Origin of the sequence: Arthrobacter sp. AK01 (assembly GCF_021109375.1) — a bacterium.
Taxonomy (GTDB): Bacteria; Actinomycetota; Actinomycetes; order Actinomycetales; family Micrococcaceae; genus Arthrobacter.
In genome coordinates, this window is sequence record NZ_JAJOHP010000018.1 from 1 (window position 1) to 14,478 (window position 14,478).

15 protein-coding genes are annotated in these 14,478 nt (G+C 62.4%); 3 read left to right on the forward strand and 12 right to left on the reverse strand.

Annotated elements, in window-relative coordinates; genetic code table 11:
- Positions 1 to 183: 183 nt before the first annotated feature.
- The 3 genes from rpmF to coaD all read right to left on the reverse strand — a co-directional run bounded on the left by rpmF (position 184) and on the right by coaD (position 1,614).
- Positions 184 to 387 carry a 50S ribosomal protein L32 gene (gene rpmF / locus LN996_RS08285; protein ID WP_011775139.1) on the reverse strand — a complete coding sequence of 68 codons (204 nt, stop codon included), beginning with the start codon at positions 385 to 387 and terminating at the stop codon, positions 184 to 186.
- Positions 388 to 420: 33 nt separating this feature from the next.
- On the reverse strand, positions 421 to 948 hold the full coding sequence (locus tag LN996_RS08290) for a DUF177 domain-containing protein (RefSeq protein ID WP_231339933.1): 528 nt from the start codon (positions 946 to 948) through the stop codon (positions 421 to 423).
- A gap of 165 nt (positions 949 to 1,113) precedes the next feature.
- Positions 1,114 to 1,614, reverse strand: coding sequence for a pantetheine-phosphate adenylyltransferase (gene coaD, locus LN996_RS08295; RefSeq protein ID WP_231339934.1), 501 nt, complete (start codon positions 1,612 to 1,614; stop codon positions 1,114 to 1,116).
- Between the two features lie 35 nt (positions 1,615 to 1,649).
- Between coaD and LN996_RS08300 the strand changes: the two genes are divergently transcribed.
- Complete coding sequence (locus LN996_RS08300; protein WP_231339935.1) at positions 1,650 to 2,915, forward strand: aminotransferase class I/II-fold pyridoxal phosphate-dependent enzyme; 1,266 nt, start codon at positions 1,650 to 1,652, stop codon at positions 2,913 to 2,915.
- Positions 2,916 to 3,046: 131 nt separating this feature from the next.
- Positions 3,047 to 3,706, forward strand: coding sequence for a spermidine synthase (locus LN996_RS08305; protein WP_231339936.1), 660 nt, complete (start codon positions 3,047 to 3,049; stop codon positions 3,704 to 3,706).
- Between the two features lie 17 nt (positions 3,707 to 3,723).
- Here LN996_RS08305 and rsmD read toward each other — a convergent pair whose 3' ends face one another.
- Genes rsmD through LN996_RS08325 form a run of 4 tightly spaced genes read right to left on the reverse strand, consistent with a single transcriptional unit; the run spans position 3,724 to position 8,702 of the window.
- On the reverse strand, positions 3,724 to 4,290 hold the full coding sequence (gene rsmD, locus LN996_RS08310) for a 16S rRNA (guanine(966)-N(2))-methyltransferase RsmD (protein ID WP_231339937.1): 567 nt from the start codon (positions 4,288 to 4,290) through the stop codon (positions 3,724 to 3,726).
- 51 nt (positions 4,291 to 4,341) lie between these two features.
- Positions 4,342 to 6,597: an ATP-dependent DNA helicase RecG gene (locus LN996_RS08315; RefSeq protein WP_231339938.1), complete on the reverse strand. Its 2,256-nt coding sequence runs from the start codon at positions 6,595 to 6,597 to the stop codon at positions 4,342 to 4,344.
- Complete coding sequence (locus tag LN996_RS08320) at positions 6,587 to 7,642, reverse strand: DAK2 domain-containing protein (protein ID WP_231339939.1); 1,056 nt, start codon at positions 7,640 to 7,642, stop codon at positions 6,587 to 6,589. Before LN996_RS08320 ends, LN996_RS08315 begins: the two co-directional genes overlap by 11 nt.
- Positions 7,643 to 7,664: 22 nt before the next feature.
- Entirely contained in the window at positions 7,665 to 8,702 is a 1,038-nt protein-coding gene (locus tag LN996_RS08325; RefSeq protein WP_231339940.1) for a thiamine-phosphate kinase, read from the reverse strand.
- A gap of 124 nt (positions 8,703 to 8,826) precedes the next feature.
- Here LN996_RS08325 and LN996_RS08330 point away from each other — a divergent pair, with 124 nt between their 5' ends.
- A complete protein-coding gene (locus tag LN996_RS08330) occupies positions 8,827 to 9,336 on the forward strand; it encodes a DUF3515 domain-containing protein (RefSeq protein ID WP_231339941.1) in 510 nt (169 codons plus the stop codon).
- Between the two features lie 26 nt (positions 9,337 to 9,362).
- Here the strand turns inward: LN996_RS08330 and LN996_RS08335 are convergent, their stop codons facing one another.
- From LN996_RS08335 to leuD, 5 genes are all read right to left on the reverse strand, one after another.
- Positions 9,363 to 10,496: a D-alanine--D-alanine ligase family protein gene (locus LN996_RS08335; protein WP_231339942.1), complete on the reverse strand. Its 1,134-nt coding sequence runs from the start codon at positions 10,494 to 10,496 to the stop codon at positions 9,363 to 9,365.
- On the reverse strand, positions 10,496 to 11,548 hold the full coding sequence (locus LN996_RS08340; protein WP_231339943.1) for an NAD(P)H-dependent glycerol-3-phosphate dehydrogenase: 1,053 nt from the start codon (positions 11,546 to 11,548) through the stop codon (positions 10,496 to 10,498). The genes LN996_RS08335 and LN996_RS08340 overlap by 1 nt, the downstream gene beginning before the upstream one ends.
- Positions 11,545 to 12,315 (reverse strand): 1-acyl-sn-glycerol-3-phosphate acyltransferase, encoded by a 771-nt coding sequence (locus LN996_RS08345; RefSeq protein ID WP_231339944.1) that lies wholly within the window; start codon positions 12,313 to 12,315, stop codon positions 11,545 to 11,547. The genes LN996_RS08340 and LN996_RS08345 overlap by 4 nt, the downstream gene beginning before the upstream one ends.
- A gap of 11 nt (positions 12,316 to 12,326) precedes the next feature.
- The gene (gene murA / locus LN996_RS08350; RefSeq protein WP_159702251.1) at positions 12,327 to 13,652 is read right to left on the reverse strand and encodes a UDP-N-acetylglucosamine 1-carboxyvinyltransferase; all 1,326 of its coding nucleotides are present in this window, start codon (positions 13,650 to 13,652) and stop codon (positions 12,327 to 12,329) included.
- A gap of 209 nt (positions 13,653 to 13,861) precedes the next feature.
- A complete protein-coding gene (gene leuD, locus LN996_RS08355) occupies positions 13,862 to 14,470 on the reverse strand; it encodes a 3-isopropylmalate dehydratase small subunit (RefSeq protein ID WP_231339945.1) in 609 nt (202 codons plus the stop codon).
- Between the last annotated feature and the right edge of the window lie 8 nt (positions 14,471 to 14,478).

Sequence of the window (14,478 nt, forward strand, 5' to 3'; positions counted from 1 at the left end):
CCCCCCCCCCGCGGGGGCGCCGGCGGGCCCCCGGGGGGGGGGGGGGGGGCCCCCCCCCGCTGTCCTACCCCGTTTCGTCGGTTGTGCCCCCCCCCCCCCCGCGGCCGGGGCCCACCCCCCCCCCCCCCCCCCGCTTCAGAAGCTCTTCAGTTGAAGACATCCTTTGTCAGCCTGTACGGCAGATTAGGCGTCTGCGACCTTGCGGCCCTTGTATTCAAGGAACAGCGCGGTGCCGGCAGAGTCAGTAACGACCTTTGCCTGGTGCGGCAGGCTGTAGGTAACCTGACCGTTTTCGATGGTCTTGACCAAGTTGGGGGCAGTTGCCTTCCACTGGGCACGGCGGGCGCGTGTATTTGCGCGAGACATTTTCCGCTTGGGAACAGCCACGGCTATCTCATTTCTCTCTTAGACGAACACTTACTAATCGGTTTGCCGGTCAGTCTTAGCCAGATCAGCTAGGGCAGCCCAGCGAGGGTCAATGACCTCGTGGTGGTGCCCCGGCTCGTCTTCCAGGCGCGCTCCGCATTCGGAACACAGACCCTGGCAGTCTTCCCGGCACACCGGCTGGAACGGCAGCATAGTGACAACTGCGTCCCGCAACACCGGCTCAAGATCGATCAGATCGTACTCGACTCGACGTTGCTCTTCATCGTCTCCTTCACCCGAAAGCTCAACGCCTTCGTAGAAGAAAAGTTCTTGCACATTGACCTCAAGGTCATACGCAAGGGGATCCAGGCATCGACCGCATTCGCCAGTTACTTCGACGTCCACGGTTCCAGATACCAGAATTCCTTCGTGTACGGCCTCAAGACGAAGATCCAGCTCGATATCCGAGCCTTCCTTTACGCCAATGAGCGCCACACCAAGGTCACTTGGCGCAGGTACATGCTCGTTGAGTGTCCGCATGGTCCCTGGACTGCGTCCAAGGTCCTTGACTACCAGCGCCAAGGGCGAACTTGCATCTCGCTTAATGAGAACTCCTGTAGAACATATGACCGACGTACCATCTTAGCCTGATCACGCTTGAGGACTCAAACCGACGCCGGGCGCGCGCAAATGCACGTGGTTTCAGCTTGGGGCACTCCGCATAAGGGCGCGAGGTACCCGTCAAGCTTACCCTTTGCGCGGGTGTTCCGTTGGCGGCTCGCCAGCGAGCAGCCGCTTCAGCACGGATTTGGGGACAAAATCAGAGATATCCCCTCCCAGAACGTTGACCTCTTTGATGAGGGTGGAGGACAGGTGGACGTAGTGTGCTTCCGCCGGGAGGAAGACGGTCTCCACTCCGGCCAACTGGCGGTTCATCGTGGCCATCGGCAACTCGTAGTCGAAATCCGAGGACGAACGGAGGCCCTTGACGATGGCCGAGACGCCCCTGTGCCGGCAGTATTCCGCCAACAGTCCTTCACCCATCGGCTCGACGATTATCCCGCGAAGCGAGGCCAGCGTTTCGCGGGCCATCTCCATCCGGTCTTCGAGGCTGAACCGGTACTTCTTGGCGTAATTGGTGGACACGGCCACAATGACTTCGTCAAACAAGCCCGCGGCCCGGGCAATGACTTCGAGGTGTCCATTGTGGATAGGGTCAAAGGATCCAGGGCAAACCGCGCGTCTCATGAGACGAACCTACCCCATAGCTTCACCGGGATACCATGGCTGACATGGCATCCGCAGGCAGCAGCCCCTCCCTAGATATCAGCGCAGGCACCACCCCGGACGCCGGTCCAGCACCCTGGCAACGGGCTGCCATCGGAGCCAACCTGCTCTCGCCTGAGGGAGGGCTGGGAGTGACCATCTTCGAGGAGATGACCACGCTGGCACTCTCCACCGGCGCCATCAACCTGGGCCAAGGCTTCCCCGATGAAGACGGACCCGACGAGATCAAGGCAGCAGCCCGGACTGCCATTGAATCCGGGGCAAACCAGTACGCACCCGGCAAAGGCGTTCCCGCCCTCAGGGAGGCCATCGCGGCACACCAGCAGCGCTTTTACGGGCTGACCCCGGATCCGGACACTGAAGTCCTTGTCACCACCGGCGCCACGGAAGCGATCGCCGCCACTCTGCTTGCCTTCGCCCAGCCTGGCGACGAAGTACTGACCTTCGAACCCTTCTACGACTCCTACGGGGCCATTATCGGGATGGCAGGTGCCACCCACGTCACCGCTCCCCTTCTGGCCCCGGATTTCCTTCCTGACCTTCCGGCATTGGAAAGCGCCTTCAGCAGCCGCACCAAAATCGTCCTGCTGAACAACCCGCATAACCCCACAGGTGCCGTTTTCCCCGAAGGCGTCCTGTCCAGGATCGTGGAACTGGCCGCCAAATACGGCGCCATCATTGTCAGCGATGAAGTCTACGAGCACCTGACGTTTGGCGTGGCCCACATCCCCATTGCGTCCCTGCCGGGGGCATCGGAACGGACCATCACCATCTCCTCCGCCGGAAAGACCTTCTCCTTCACGGGCTGGAAAATAGGCTGGCTCAGCGGACCGGAACACCTGGTCTCGGCCGTACGTACCGTGAAGCAATTCCTGACTTACAGCTCCGGCACGCCCTTCCAGAGCGCCATTGCCGTGGGCCTCGGCCTTCCCGATGAGTTCTACACGGGTATCGCCACGACGCTCCACCACAAACGCGACATCCTGGCCGAAGGGCTGCGCGCAGCAGGGTTCGGTGTGTACACCCCCAGCGGTACCTACTTCATCAACGTGGACACAGCACCGCTGGGCATCCGTGATTCCGTGGACCTAGCACGGCGCCTGCCGGGCCTTGTTGGCGTGGCAGCCATTCCCGTTCCCGTCTTCTGCCACCCTGAAGGAGCCGAGCGGACACGGAGCCTGCTCCGGTTTGCCTTCTGCAAGAAGACTGATGTCCTGGAAGAAGCCGCCAGCCGCCTGGCAACGCTCAAGGACCGGCTCTGAATCCCGCAGGCTCCGGCCAGCACTACGCCAGGCGCTTCCTCCGGACGACGGGGCAACACGCCACCATCGAACCTGACTCCCTCATTGAGGGCAGCTTCGTCCTCAGCATCGGCGGCGCCGAGCAATCACACGTGAATCTCACGGAACCAAGCGAGATCTTCTACGAGTACTTGCGGAGGATCGGCCATGTGGTGGACCTGGCCGCTGAACCAGGAACATCCATCAGAGCCCTGCATTTGGGCGCAGGCGCGCTCACACTTGCCCGCTATATCGAGGCCACGCGCCCGGGCTCTGAACAGTACGCGGTTGAACTCGAACGCGAACTCCTGGACTTCGTGCTGCAAAAACTGCCCATGCCTGAGGGCACCACACTGCACACCCATATTGGCGACGCACGCGATGCCTTGGCGGAGCTTCCCGCCAAGGTGCTGTTCGACGTCGTGATTCTCGACATCTTTTCCGGGCCTGAGGCCCCGGCGCACATTGCCTGCAGGGAGTTCTACGAAGAAGCTGCGGCGCGGCTGCAGCCCCATGGGGTGTTGATCATCAACGTGGGCGATGAACCTGCGCTGACACTGGTACGCAGCCAGGTGGCGGCCATGCGCGAATCCATGCCTGACGTCGCCGCCTTTGCTGAAACGGGAATGTTCGCAGGCCGTTATCCGGGCAACATCATCCTGGTAGGCACCCGCGGGCAGTGGCCGCCGGAGTGGACAACAGAGCTTCTGGCGCGGGGTCCGCATCCAGCCACCGTCCTCACCGGCATGGACCTGGACCGGATAACCGGCTAGCGGGGTTGCTTGGCCTGTCAGGCCGGTTCAGCGAACCAGAGTTTGGTCTCGCCATACTTCTTGTCCGCGAAGCATTCCAAGGACTCAGGCCACTCTGGTTCGGGGCTGCGTGAACTTCGTTCCACCACAATGACGGCGCCCTCATCCACGTGGGGCGCCAATTTTGCGAGCACCGCGCTCAGGGCCGGTTCGTCCAAGGGGTAGGGCGGATCAAGGAAGACCAGATCCCACACGTCAGCGTCCCCCGCGCGTTCCAGGAAGGATTCCACCTTGGAGCGATGGACCGAGACCTTCCTGCCGCCCAAAAGCTGGTTGACCAAATCGGCATTGCGCTGGCACACGTCGCTTGCCTTGGCATCGAACTCCACGAGATCCACGGTGCGGGCACCCCGGCTGGCGCTTTCAATCCCCAAGGCACCCGAGCCCGCATAAAGGTCCAGGACCCGGGCGTCGTCAATGGCCGCCAAGGATTCCAAACGCGAAAACAGCGCTTCCTTCACCCTGTCCGTGGTGGGCCGGGTAGCGGTTCCGGGGACGCTGGTGAGCGGGTTTCCGCCGCCCACCCCGGCAATGATCCGGCTCACAGGCACACTCCATGAATGGGGTCCACGTGGCTGTGGACGGCCCTTGGATGACTAACCGCGTTCAAGGAACGCCTCCTTTTCGGGGTTCAAGTATTCGTCGATTGCCGCAGCAAGTGCCAGCTGGTGTTGCAGGGCAGGGTCCTCTGCCACAAGGCTTTGGGCATCCGAACGCGCGCGGGCAATGATGTCCTCGTGGTCAAGGACGCGGAGCAACTTGAGCGTGGAGCGCCCACCGGATTGCGAAGCACCCAGGATGTCGCCTTCGCGGCGGAGCTTCAAGTCTTCCTGTGAGAGTTCAAAGCCGTCAGTGGTCGAGGCAACTGCTTCAAGCCGCCGGCGGCTCGGGTGTCCGGGTTCCAGCGTGGTCACCAACAGGCAGGTACCCGGCAGTCCTCCACGGCCCACCCGGCCGCGGAGCTGGTGAAGTTGCGAAATTCCAAAGCGATCGGCGTCCAGGATCACCATCAAAGTGGCGTTATGCACATCCACACCCACCTCAATCACAGTGGTGGAAACGAGCACCTTGGTCTGGTTGGCTGCGAACGATGCCATGGTCTCGGACTTCAGTTGCGGGTCCTGCCGGCCATGGAGCGGAGCCACTGGAACACCCGCCAGCGCCGGCTCCTGCAGCAAACTTTCGACGACGGCCGTCACCGACGCCAGCTCCCGCGCCGACCCTTCGTCTGCGAGGTCGGCGTCGCTGGGTTCCGCTTCGCCCGGGCTGAAGTCACCGTCGTCGTCGTCTCCGATTTTGGGACACACCACGTACACCTGGTGGCCCGATTCGACTTCTTCGCGCGACCGCTTCCAAATGCGGTCCACCCACCCGGGATTCTCCACGAGTCCCACCACGTGCGTGGAAATGGGTGCGCGCCCGGCAGGAAGCTCATCGAGGATGGAGGTCTCAAGGTCACCGAAAACCGTCATCGCCACCGTGCGCGGAATAGGGGTGGCAGTCATGACCAGCAGATGGGGTGGCCTCTGCGCTTTGGCCCGGAGGGCATCACGTTGCTCCACGCCGAAACGGTGTTGTTCATCAACCACGATCAAACCGAGGTCCTGGAAGCTCGTCTTATCGCTCAGCAACGCGTGGGTGCCGATCACGATTCCGGCATTTCCGGAGGCCGCATCCAACATTGCCTGCTTGCGCGCCGCAGTGGGCATGGAGCCCGTCAAGAGTGTCACTTGCACGGAGTCCGGCGACGAGTCCCCGCCGAGCATCCCTGCGCCACCGAAAACATGATCGCCCGCCAACGACCCCAAAGTCCTGCGGATGGACTGGAAGTGTTGGGCCGCCAACACCTCGGTAGGCGCCAGGAGCGCAGCCTGGCCGCCTGCGTCAACCACCTGCAACATGGCGCGCAAAGCAACAATGGTCTTGCCGGAACCCACTTCGCCCTGCAGCAGCCGGTTCATGGGTGCGTCCCTGGCAAGTTCTTCAGCAAGTGTCTTTCCGACGGCGGATTGGCCGGCGGTCAGCGTAAAGGGCACGTTCTGATCAAACTTGTTGAGCAAACCACCCACTCTGGGCCGGCGTGCGGTGGCTTCCTCCGCTGCAAGCTGAGCGCGGCGGCGGGCCAGGGCCGTTTGCAGCACGAGGGCTTCCTGGTACCGAAAGCGCTCCTGGGCCCGTTGCCAATCCTTGGAGGTCTCAGGTGAATGGATCAAGCGGTACGCCTCAGCGACGCTGAGCAACCCGTCCCTCTGGACGATGCTCGAAGGAAGAGGGTCCGCCAATGCATCAAGGTCCACAGTCTGGAGCAAGGCAGTAATCACTTTGTGGATGGACCAACTGGTCAGCTTGGCCGTTGCCGGATAGACCGGGATGGGCATCGCTGCAAGCTTTTCGGGGTCCACGGAGCCATCCGCCGCCGGATCCTCGTCCAGCAGCAGGAAGTCCGGGTTGGTCAGGCCGAGCGCTCCGCCATAGCGGCTTACCTTGCCCGAGAACATTGCGCGTCGGCCGGGAAGGAGTTCTGCCTTGGCCCGGAATCCATTGAAGAAGCTGACCTTCAAAGTGCCAGGAACGCCGCTTCCCCCGGCCTCGTCCGTCACCACCACGTCCGTGATGGAACCACGGCGGGCCCGCATTTGGCGCGTGCTGTTGGACAGGACACGTGCAATGAGGGTGACTTCTTCATCCAGCGGCAGATTGCTGATAGGGGTCAGCTCACCGCGGCTCAGATACCGGCGCGGAAAGTAGTTCAGCAGGGCACCTGTGGTCTTGAGGTCCAGGTGCTTTTCGATGACCGCTGCCGAACGCTTGCCGATTCTCCGCTCGAGGGGTAGTTCCAGCTCAGTAATCATGCCGTGACTGGCCTGTAATGCTGGGCTCGTGATCCTCGGCTGGATCCTGTGCAGCCGAATCCTGCGTGTTGCCGCGGGCCAGGGCCAACTGGCTGACGGCGATGTCCGTGGGCTCGCCCAGCGAGCGGATAAGGGCTACTGCCGGCTCCGGGTCAGGGACGTGGACATGGACCCTCCACCGGTAGCTGACTTCCACCGTCGATTCGTCGTCGTCATCCTGGTTTTGGGCACCTCCCACCTGGCTCATGATGACCGAATCGCCCATCTCATCCAACCGCTGCCGCAAAATAGCTGCATTCAACGGAGAGAGGTTGATGGTACACATGACTTCCACGCCGTCATCGGCCGGCATGTGCTCATGGATGTGGGGATCCTGCAGTTTGTAGCCATGGAGGCCGTCCAGGAGTTCGTCCTGGAGCTCCTCACCCAGGACCGCTGACCGGAGGCAGTCCAGGACAAGCAGCATGCCAACGCCACCAGCGTCAACGACGTGGGCTTCGTGCAGTTGTGCGAGCTCGTCCTCAGTGCGAACCACGGCCTGGAAGGCAGCTTCCACTACGGCATCGAGTGCCAGGCCCAGTGCATGGTTGCTGTCGTCGGCGTTGTGGGATGCGTCCACGGCCTGTGCAGCATGGGCAGCTGCCTCCAGGACCGAGAGCATGGTCCCGGCTACAGGTTCGCTCAACGCGGACCAGGCCCGGATCTGGGCCCTGTTCAGGGCAGTGGCGAGAAGCGGCGCGCTAAGGCGTGATTTGCCAGCCAACGGCTCAGCGGCGGCACACAGGAAGACAGCAAAGAGAGTGCCCGAGTTTCCCCGGGCCTGCTCCATGGCTGCCTGCCCGGCACGCGACAAAACCGCGCCGACGTCGTGTCCGGTTTCGCTCGTTTCCGGCCCATCGCCGTCAAGGGCGGATACAGCCGCCCGAACCGTGAGATACAGGTTGGTGCCGGTATCACCGTCAGCCACCGGAAAGATGTTGATCGCATTGAGGCGGTCGCTGTGGTTGCCAAGAACCACTTCCGCCTTGCCGAGCCAACGTTTCATGGCGTGCGCATTCGCGGCGATCTTAGTCTGCAAAGTGATCCCATCCAACGGTGTCAGCAGCTTGCCCGGCAACCCGGACGCCGCTGCCTGGCGGCCCGACAACGGCTTGAACTGAGCCTATCGCAGTGAACCCCTGCGGCAGCTGAATTCCTGCTGGGAACGTAGCGAGCAATCCGTGGTCCTCTCCCCCGCCGAGGACCCAAGGCATGGCGTCCCGGCCCAGCAATGCTGCTGCCGGTTCCAAGGGCAGCGCGTGGATCCTTAAGGCCTCCGGATCAAAATCCAGGACCACCTGACTTGCCGCAGCCAACCTGCTGCCGTCGCGGAGAAGGCCGTCTGAAATATCCAACATTGCGGTGGCACCGCCCTGCGCAGCCAGTGGTCCGGCGGCAAGTGGTGGCTGCGGACGGCACTGGTTGTCCACCAATCCGCGCAGCTCCGGCGTCAGGCTTTCCAAGGGGACATTACTTTCCAGCAGCGCCCAGCCGGCCCCTGCACGTCCCAACGTCCCTGCGACCGCGACGACGTCACCCGGCGTGGCCCCGGACCTCAGCACCGGTGCCATTCCGCCCAGTGTTCCCATGACGGCTACAGTCACCGTAAGTTCACGCCCCCTTCCGAGGTCTCCCCCGGCGACAGAGCAGTCAGGAGCGCCCAAGCCGATAATCGCCGCCGTGAGGCCATCGGCGAACGCCTCCACCCATTCCACCGGCGTCGATGGTGGCATGGTCAGGCTCACTACCAGGGACGTAGCCCGGCCGCCCATGGCATTGATGTCACTGAGGTTTTGCGCTGCAGCCTTCCAGCCGACGTCGAACCCGGTGGTCCGGTAACCGTTGTTCCACTCCAGCCTGAAGTCCTGGTCCTGGGTTTGGGTATCGATGGAGATCAGCGTTCGGCCGTCCGGGGCCGCGATCAGGGCAGCATCGTCTCCCGGACCCAACAAGACGCCGGGACTACGGTTCAGGCGCGGAAAAATCCTGGCAAGGAGCTCGGATTCCGAAAGGTCTTGGACGGTCAACTGTTCTGCGGGCACTGCACTCAACTGTTCTGCGGGCACTGCACTACGCTATCGCGATCCGCTGACAGAATAACGCCGCGCCCCCATCTCCAGGGGAGGATCTTCAATGTGACCACGGATACACGAAATCCGGTGGACAGTGCCCGCGGGATAGGCTGGATGGATGCATCAAATGACCCTCCGCCGGACTGCGCTGGCTGTTTCCGTGGCCTCAGCTTCCGTCCTCGCTTTGTCGGCTTGTTCACCCGCAGTTGACGTCACGGCTGCTACAGACGCCGCCAATCCTGCCTGTGCCCCCATGATGGTCGCCCTGCCGGACCAGATCGGGGATGCAGCACTCCGCAAGACCAACAGCCAGGCCACCGCGGCATGGGGTGACCCTTCGCAGGTCATCCTCCGGTGCGGCGTGAACGTACCGGGTCCCACCACAGACCGTTGCGTCAGTGTCAATGACATCGACTGGGTCATCAAGGAAGGCGATCCGGTCTACACCCTGACCACTTTCGGCCGCGAGCCCGCCACCGAGATCCTGATTGATCCGGCCAAGTTGGAGACCGCCAACATCAGCTCCGCAACAGTCCTGACCGAACTCGCAGCAGCCGTCGGCAAGATCAAGGCCACGGGAAAGTGCGTAGGCCAGGAAGACCTGCAGAACCTGCCCACCAGCAAGTAGCAGCAGTTCCGCAGGCCGCCTGGCTGCTAGCGAAGACCCGTCTTGCGGGTCAGTGCCAGATAAATCAGTTCATCGATCAACTCGCCGTAGGCGAGGCCTGATGCCGCCCACATTTGCGGGTACATGCTCTTGGGTGTGAAGCCCGGCATGGTATTGATCTCATTGATGATCAGTTCACCGGCAGGGGTGTAGAAGAAGTCCACCCGGCTGAGGCCCTCGGCTCCCACGGCGTCGAAAGCCACGGCGGCAAGTTCGCGCACACGGCTGATCGCTTCGTCCGGCATGTCGGCCGGGCAGCTCAGCGCAGCGGCGCCGTCCTCCACGTACTTGGCCGCGAAGTCATAGAACTGGTGCTCGCCGGCGGCCACCGCAATTTCACCGGGCATTGACGTCCGGGGTGCCTCCGTGCCGCGTCCTTGCAGGACTGCGCATTCGATCTCGCGGCCAACAATTCCGGCTTCGATGACCAGCTTCAGGTCATGGCGGCGGGCTTCTTCAATGGCGGAGTCGAGACCCTCCATCGAATCGACCTTGGAGATTCCCATGGACGACCCCGCCCGGGCCGGCTTGACGAAGACAGGGAATCCGAGCTTGTCGACGCGCTTCCGGACGGCCTCCGCATCCGTCAGCCATTCACGGTCCGTGACGGCAATGTACGGTCCAACGCCCAGTCCGGCAGATTCGAACACCACCTTCATGAAGTGCTTGTCCATGCCAACAGCCGACGCCAGGACACCTGCGCCCACATAGCGGGTATCGGAGAGTTCCAGGAGGCCTTGGATGGTCCCGTCTTCTCCCCAGGGCCCGTGAAGAAGGGGAAACACAACGTCCACGGAACCCAATTCCTGCGGAACGGCATTGGGCTCGGTCACGATGAGCTGGTGTTCGCCACCAACTTCGGCCAAGGTGACGGTCTTGCCCGAAGGCGCCACCTCGGGAAGCGCTGTGGAACTCAACGACCATTGGCTGGTATCTCCCGAAGCAAGGACCCATTGTCCCGACTTGGCGATTCCAATGGGTATGACCTCGTATTTGTCCTTGTCGATGGCCCCCATGACACCGGCCGCGGTGACGCAGCTGACGGCGTGTTCGCTGGAGCGCCCGCCAAAGAGAATTGCTACGCGGGGGCGGCCCGCAGGGGTGGAGTTATCTGTCACCATCAGTAGTCGCCTTCGGACTTCAGGGCCCGGGCCAGCAAGCGTGGTCCCAGGTCGTCAACGGACATTCTGCCTTCCAGCACCGCTACCACGGCCGCTGTGATGGGCATTTCAACGTTCAGTTTGCCAGCCAGCTCGTGCACGGCCGGGCCGGATTTGATGCCTTCGGCAGTCTGCGTCATCTGCTCGGCCACCTGCTCCAGGCTGAGACCCTCGCCGAGCAAACGGCCAGCGGTGTGGTTGCGTGACAGGGCCGAAGAACATGTTGCCACCAAATCGCCAAGCCCGGCCAGTCCGGCCATGGTGTGGGCTTCTCCGCCAAGGGCCAGCGCAAGCCGGGAGGTCTCAGCGAGTCCTCGCGTAATCACCGAAGCCTTGGTGTTGTCACCCATTTGCCGGCCCTCGCAAATGCCCACGGCAAGCGCGATCACATTCTTGACGATCCCGCCGATCTCAACACCCACCACGTCGGTGCTGGTGTATGGACGGAAATAGGGAGCGGTGCAGCACAGGGCAATCGCAGCGGCCGTATCGGCGTCGCTGCAGGCAACCACGGACGCTGTGGGTTGCTCCCGGGCGATCTCCATCGCGAGGTTGGGGCCTGAAACCACTGCCACCCTGGAGGCAGGAAGCCCCAGCTCCTGGGCAATGACTTCACTCATCCGGGCGTCAGTGCCCAGTTCCAAACCCTTCATCAGGGATACGACCACGGCATCTGGGGCCAGCAACGGCTTCCACTCACCCAGTTGCGGGCGCAGTGATTGGGCCGGCACCGCCAGGACCACCAGGGTGGCGCCTTTGAGGACCTCGGCCACATCCGTGGATGCGGAGACGGAGCCTGGAAGCTCGATGTCTTTCAAGTACTGCTCGTTGCGATGCAGGGAATTGATCTGCTCCACGACTTCTGGGCGACGGCCCCAGATCCGGATGCTTCGTTCGGTACCCGTGGCTGCTGCAGCGTCCGCCAGGATCTTGGCAAACGTGGTGCCCCATGATCCGGCACCCAAAACCGCCACAACGTCCGGCGCTTGGACAGTGCCTTGGAGAATGGTCATTTACCTTCCTCAGGTTCCGGCGCCTCTGATCCACGTTCAACGAAGCGGCCGTGCTTGGACTGTTTGTGGACAGCCGGATCCCAGCGTTCAGCTGGGGCGGCCTCGTTGCGCAGTGTGGCCAGAAGTCCAGTGATGGCTGCCATGATGACTTCTGTGGCCTCGGTCAGGGTGGCGCGGTCCATCGGCCGGTCGCTGAAGGCGCTGAGGTCCACCGGCTTCCCGATCAGGACACGTACGGTTTTGCGCGGGAGAATGTGAAAACGCTTGGCATAGCGCGGGAAGACTTCGTGGGCACCCCAGTGCGCCATAGGCACCACAGGGGCACCTGTTTGCAGGGCAAGCCGGGCAGCCCCGGTGTGTCCCTTCATAGGCCAAAGGTCGGGGTCGCGGGTCAGGGTTCCCTCGGGATAGATGATGATGGCACCGCCGGCATCCACCACCTCTTTGGCAACTTGAAGCGAACGGTTCGCTCCCGCCGTCGAGCGTTCAACCGGAATCTGCCGGGTGGCATGCAGCAGGGCTCCCAGGACAGGGACCTTGAAGAGGCCGGTCTTCGCCAGGAAGTGCGGCGGACGCTTCTGGTTGTACACCATGTGTCCGATCACGATGGGATCGATCTCGGTGCAGTGGTTCGGCACAGCGATGAAACCACCCCGTGGAAGGTTCTCGATTCCCTCCCACTTCTTGGCCATCAGGATGTTCATCAACGGACGCGCGAGGCCCGCCAGGAAAATGAACGTGGCACGGCTCTTGGCCGATTCCTTCAAAGGATCCCCCGCTACTTGGTGGTGGTGATATCGAAATCGGCGCCGAGGCCGGCCAGCTTCTCGGTAAAACGCTCGTAACCGCGGTTGATGATGTCGATGCCTGTGACCCTGGAGGTTCCGGTGGCGGCAAGAGCCGCTATGAGGTGGCTGAAACCGCCGCGAAGATCAGGAATGTCGATGTCGGTGCCACGGAGGGGTGTAGGGCCCGAGATCACGGCTGAGTGAAGGAAGTTCCGCTGCCCGAAGCGGCAGGGCACGCTGCCCAAGCACTCACGGTGCACCTGGATGTTGGCACCCATCCGGGCCAGGGCATCAGTAAATCCGAACCGGTTCTCATAAACGGTCTCGTGGACGATCGACACACCCTCGGCCTGCGTCAAGGCCACCACCAGGGGCTGCTGCCAGTCCGTCATGAAGCCGGGGTGAACATCCGTCTCAAGGACGAGCGGGGAGAGCTTGCCGCCTTGATGGTAGAAGCGGATGCCGTCGTCGCCGATGTCCATCCCGCCGCCTACTTTGCGGTACGTGTTCAAGAACGTCATCATGTCGCGCTGGGACGCACCTTCGACGAAGATGTCACCCCGGGTGACCAAGGCAGCTGATGCCCAGGAAGCGGACTCATTGCGGTCCGGGAGTGCGCGGTGGTTGTACCCGCGCAGGTCCTTGACGCCCTCAATCCTGATGGTCCGGTCAGTCTGGACGCTGATGATGGCGCCCATTTTCTGCAGGACCGCAATGAGGTCGATGATCTCGGGCTCAGTGGCGGCCCCAATGAGTTCGGTAATGCCCTCCGCGCGCGTTGCGCTGAGCAGGACCTGTTCGGTGGCGCCAACCGAGGGATACGGCAGGGAGATCTTGGCTCCGTGCAGACCATGCGGGGCGGAGATGTGGATACCACCAGGGCGCTTTTCCACTACTGCACCGAACTGGCGCAGAACATTCAAGTGGTAGTCAATGGGCCGGTCGCCAATCTTGCAGCCACCCAGATCCGGGATGAAGGCCTCGCCAATGGCGTGGATCAGGGGTCCACACAACAGGATGGGAATCCTGGAATCGCCGGCATGGGCATCAATGGCTGTGCTGGAGGCCGTCTTGGCATCCTTTGGATCCAAGGTGAGATCACCCGTTACCGGGTCCTTCGCGACGGTCACGCCGTGCAACTGCAGCAGGCTGGTGACAACCTCTACATCCTTGATTTCCGGCACGTTCCTCAGCACCGATGGTTCACTGCCCAGCAACGCCGCCACCATGGCCTTGGGCACCAGGTTCTTGGCACCGCGAACGGTCACTCGTCCTGTTAACGGGACGCCACCGCGGATTGTCAGAACACTACTCATCTATACCGGTTTCCTCACGACTACTCGCCCCCCAAACTTACAAAGGCTCCAGCTAAGCATAGAAGCTCGCGTTACCGAACCGAAATGGACGCACCCTGCGGCAAAGGTCTCAGGTATCAGTTGAACGTTGACGAAAAAGGACCGGCGGGCAGTCCCCAAGGGTGCCCACCGGTCCGATAGCCACAGAGCTGCGGCCTCACAACAACAAGCTATCCAGCGTCAACCTTCGCGGGAAGCGTCTTCGGCTTGAAGGAAGGACGCGTGGCCTCGTAGGCGGTGATGTCCTCTTCGTGCTGCAGCGTCAGGCCGATGTCGTCGAGGCCTTCCAGGAGGCGCCAACGGGTGTAGTCATCGATGTCGAACGGCGCCACAATGTTGCCGCACTCCACGGTCTTGCTGACCAAGTCAACCTTGACCTCTGTGCCCGGATGATTTTCCAGGACCTTCCAGATCAGTTCGACGTCGTCCTGTGCCACCTGGGCTGCGAGGAGCCCCTGCTTTCCGGAGTTACCCCGGAAAATATCGGCGAAACGGGAGGACAGGACGGCTTTGAAGCCATAGTCCTTCAGGGCCCAGACCGCGTGCTCGCGGGACGATCCCGTGCCGAAATCGGGTCCGGCCACCAGCACGGAGCCGGCGTTGAACGGAGCTTGGTTGAGGATGAAGGACTCGTCCTTGCGCCACGCGGCAAACAGGGCGTCTTCGAAGCCTGTGCGCGTGATGCGCTTGAGGTAGACGGCGGGGATGATCTGGTCGGTGTCCACGTTGCTCTGGCGCAGCGGAACTCCGATGCCGGTGTGGGTAGTGAATGCTTCCATGATGATCC

Coding starts and splice junctions, on each gene's coding strand:
- coaD (WP_231339934.1), bottom strand. CDS start 1,614: ATGAGACGCGCGGTTTGCCCTGGATCCTTTGACCCTATCCACAATGGA.
- LN996_RS08300 (WP_231339935.1), top strand. CDS start 1,650: ATGGCTGACATGGCATCCGCAGGCAGCAGCCCCTCCCTAGATATCAGC.
- LN996_RS08315 (WP_231339938.1), bottom strand. CDS start 6,597: ATGATTACTGAGCTGGAACTACCCCTCGAGCGGAGAATCGGCAAGCGT.
- LN996_RS08320 (WP_231339939.1), bottom strand. CDS start 7,642: ATGAAACGTTGGCTCGGCAAGGCGGAAGTGGTTCTTGGCAACCACAGC.
- LN996_RS08330 (WP_231339941.1), top strand. CDS start 8,827: ATGCATCAAATGACCCTCCGCCGGACTGCGCTGGCTGTTTCCGTGGCC.
- LN996_RS08335 (WP_231339942.1), bottom strand. CDS start 10,496: ATGGTGACAGATAACTCCACCCCTGCGGGCCGCCCCCGCGTAGCAATT.
- LN996_RS08340 (WP_231339943.1), bottom strand. CDS start 11,548: ATGACCATTCTCCAAGGCACTGTCCAAGCGCCGGACGTTGTGGCGGTT.
- murA (WP_159702251.1), bottom strand. CDS start 13,652: ATGAGTAGTGTTCTGACAATCCGCGGTGGCGTCCCGTTAACAGGACGA.
- leuD (WP_231339945.1), bottom strand. CDS start 14,470: ATGGAAGCATTCACTACCCACACCGGCATCGGAGTTCCGCTGCGCCAG.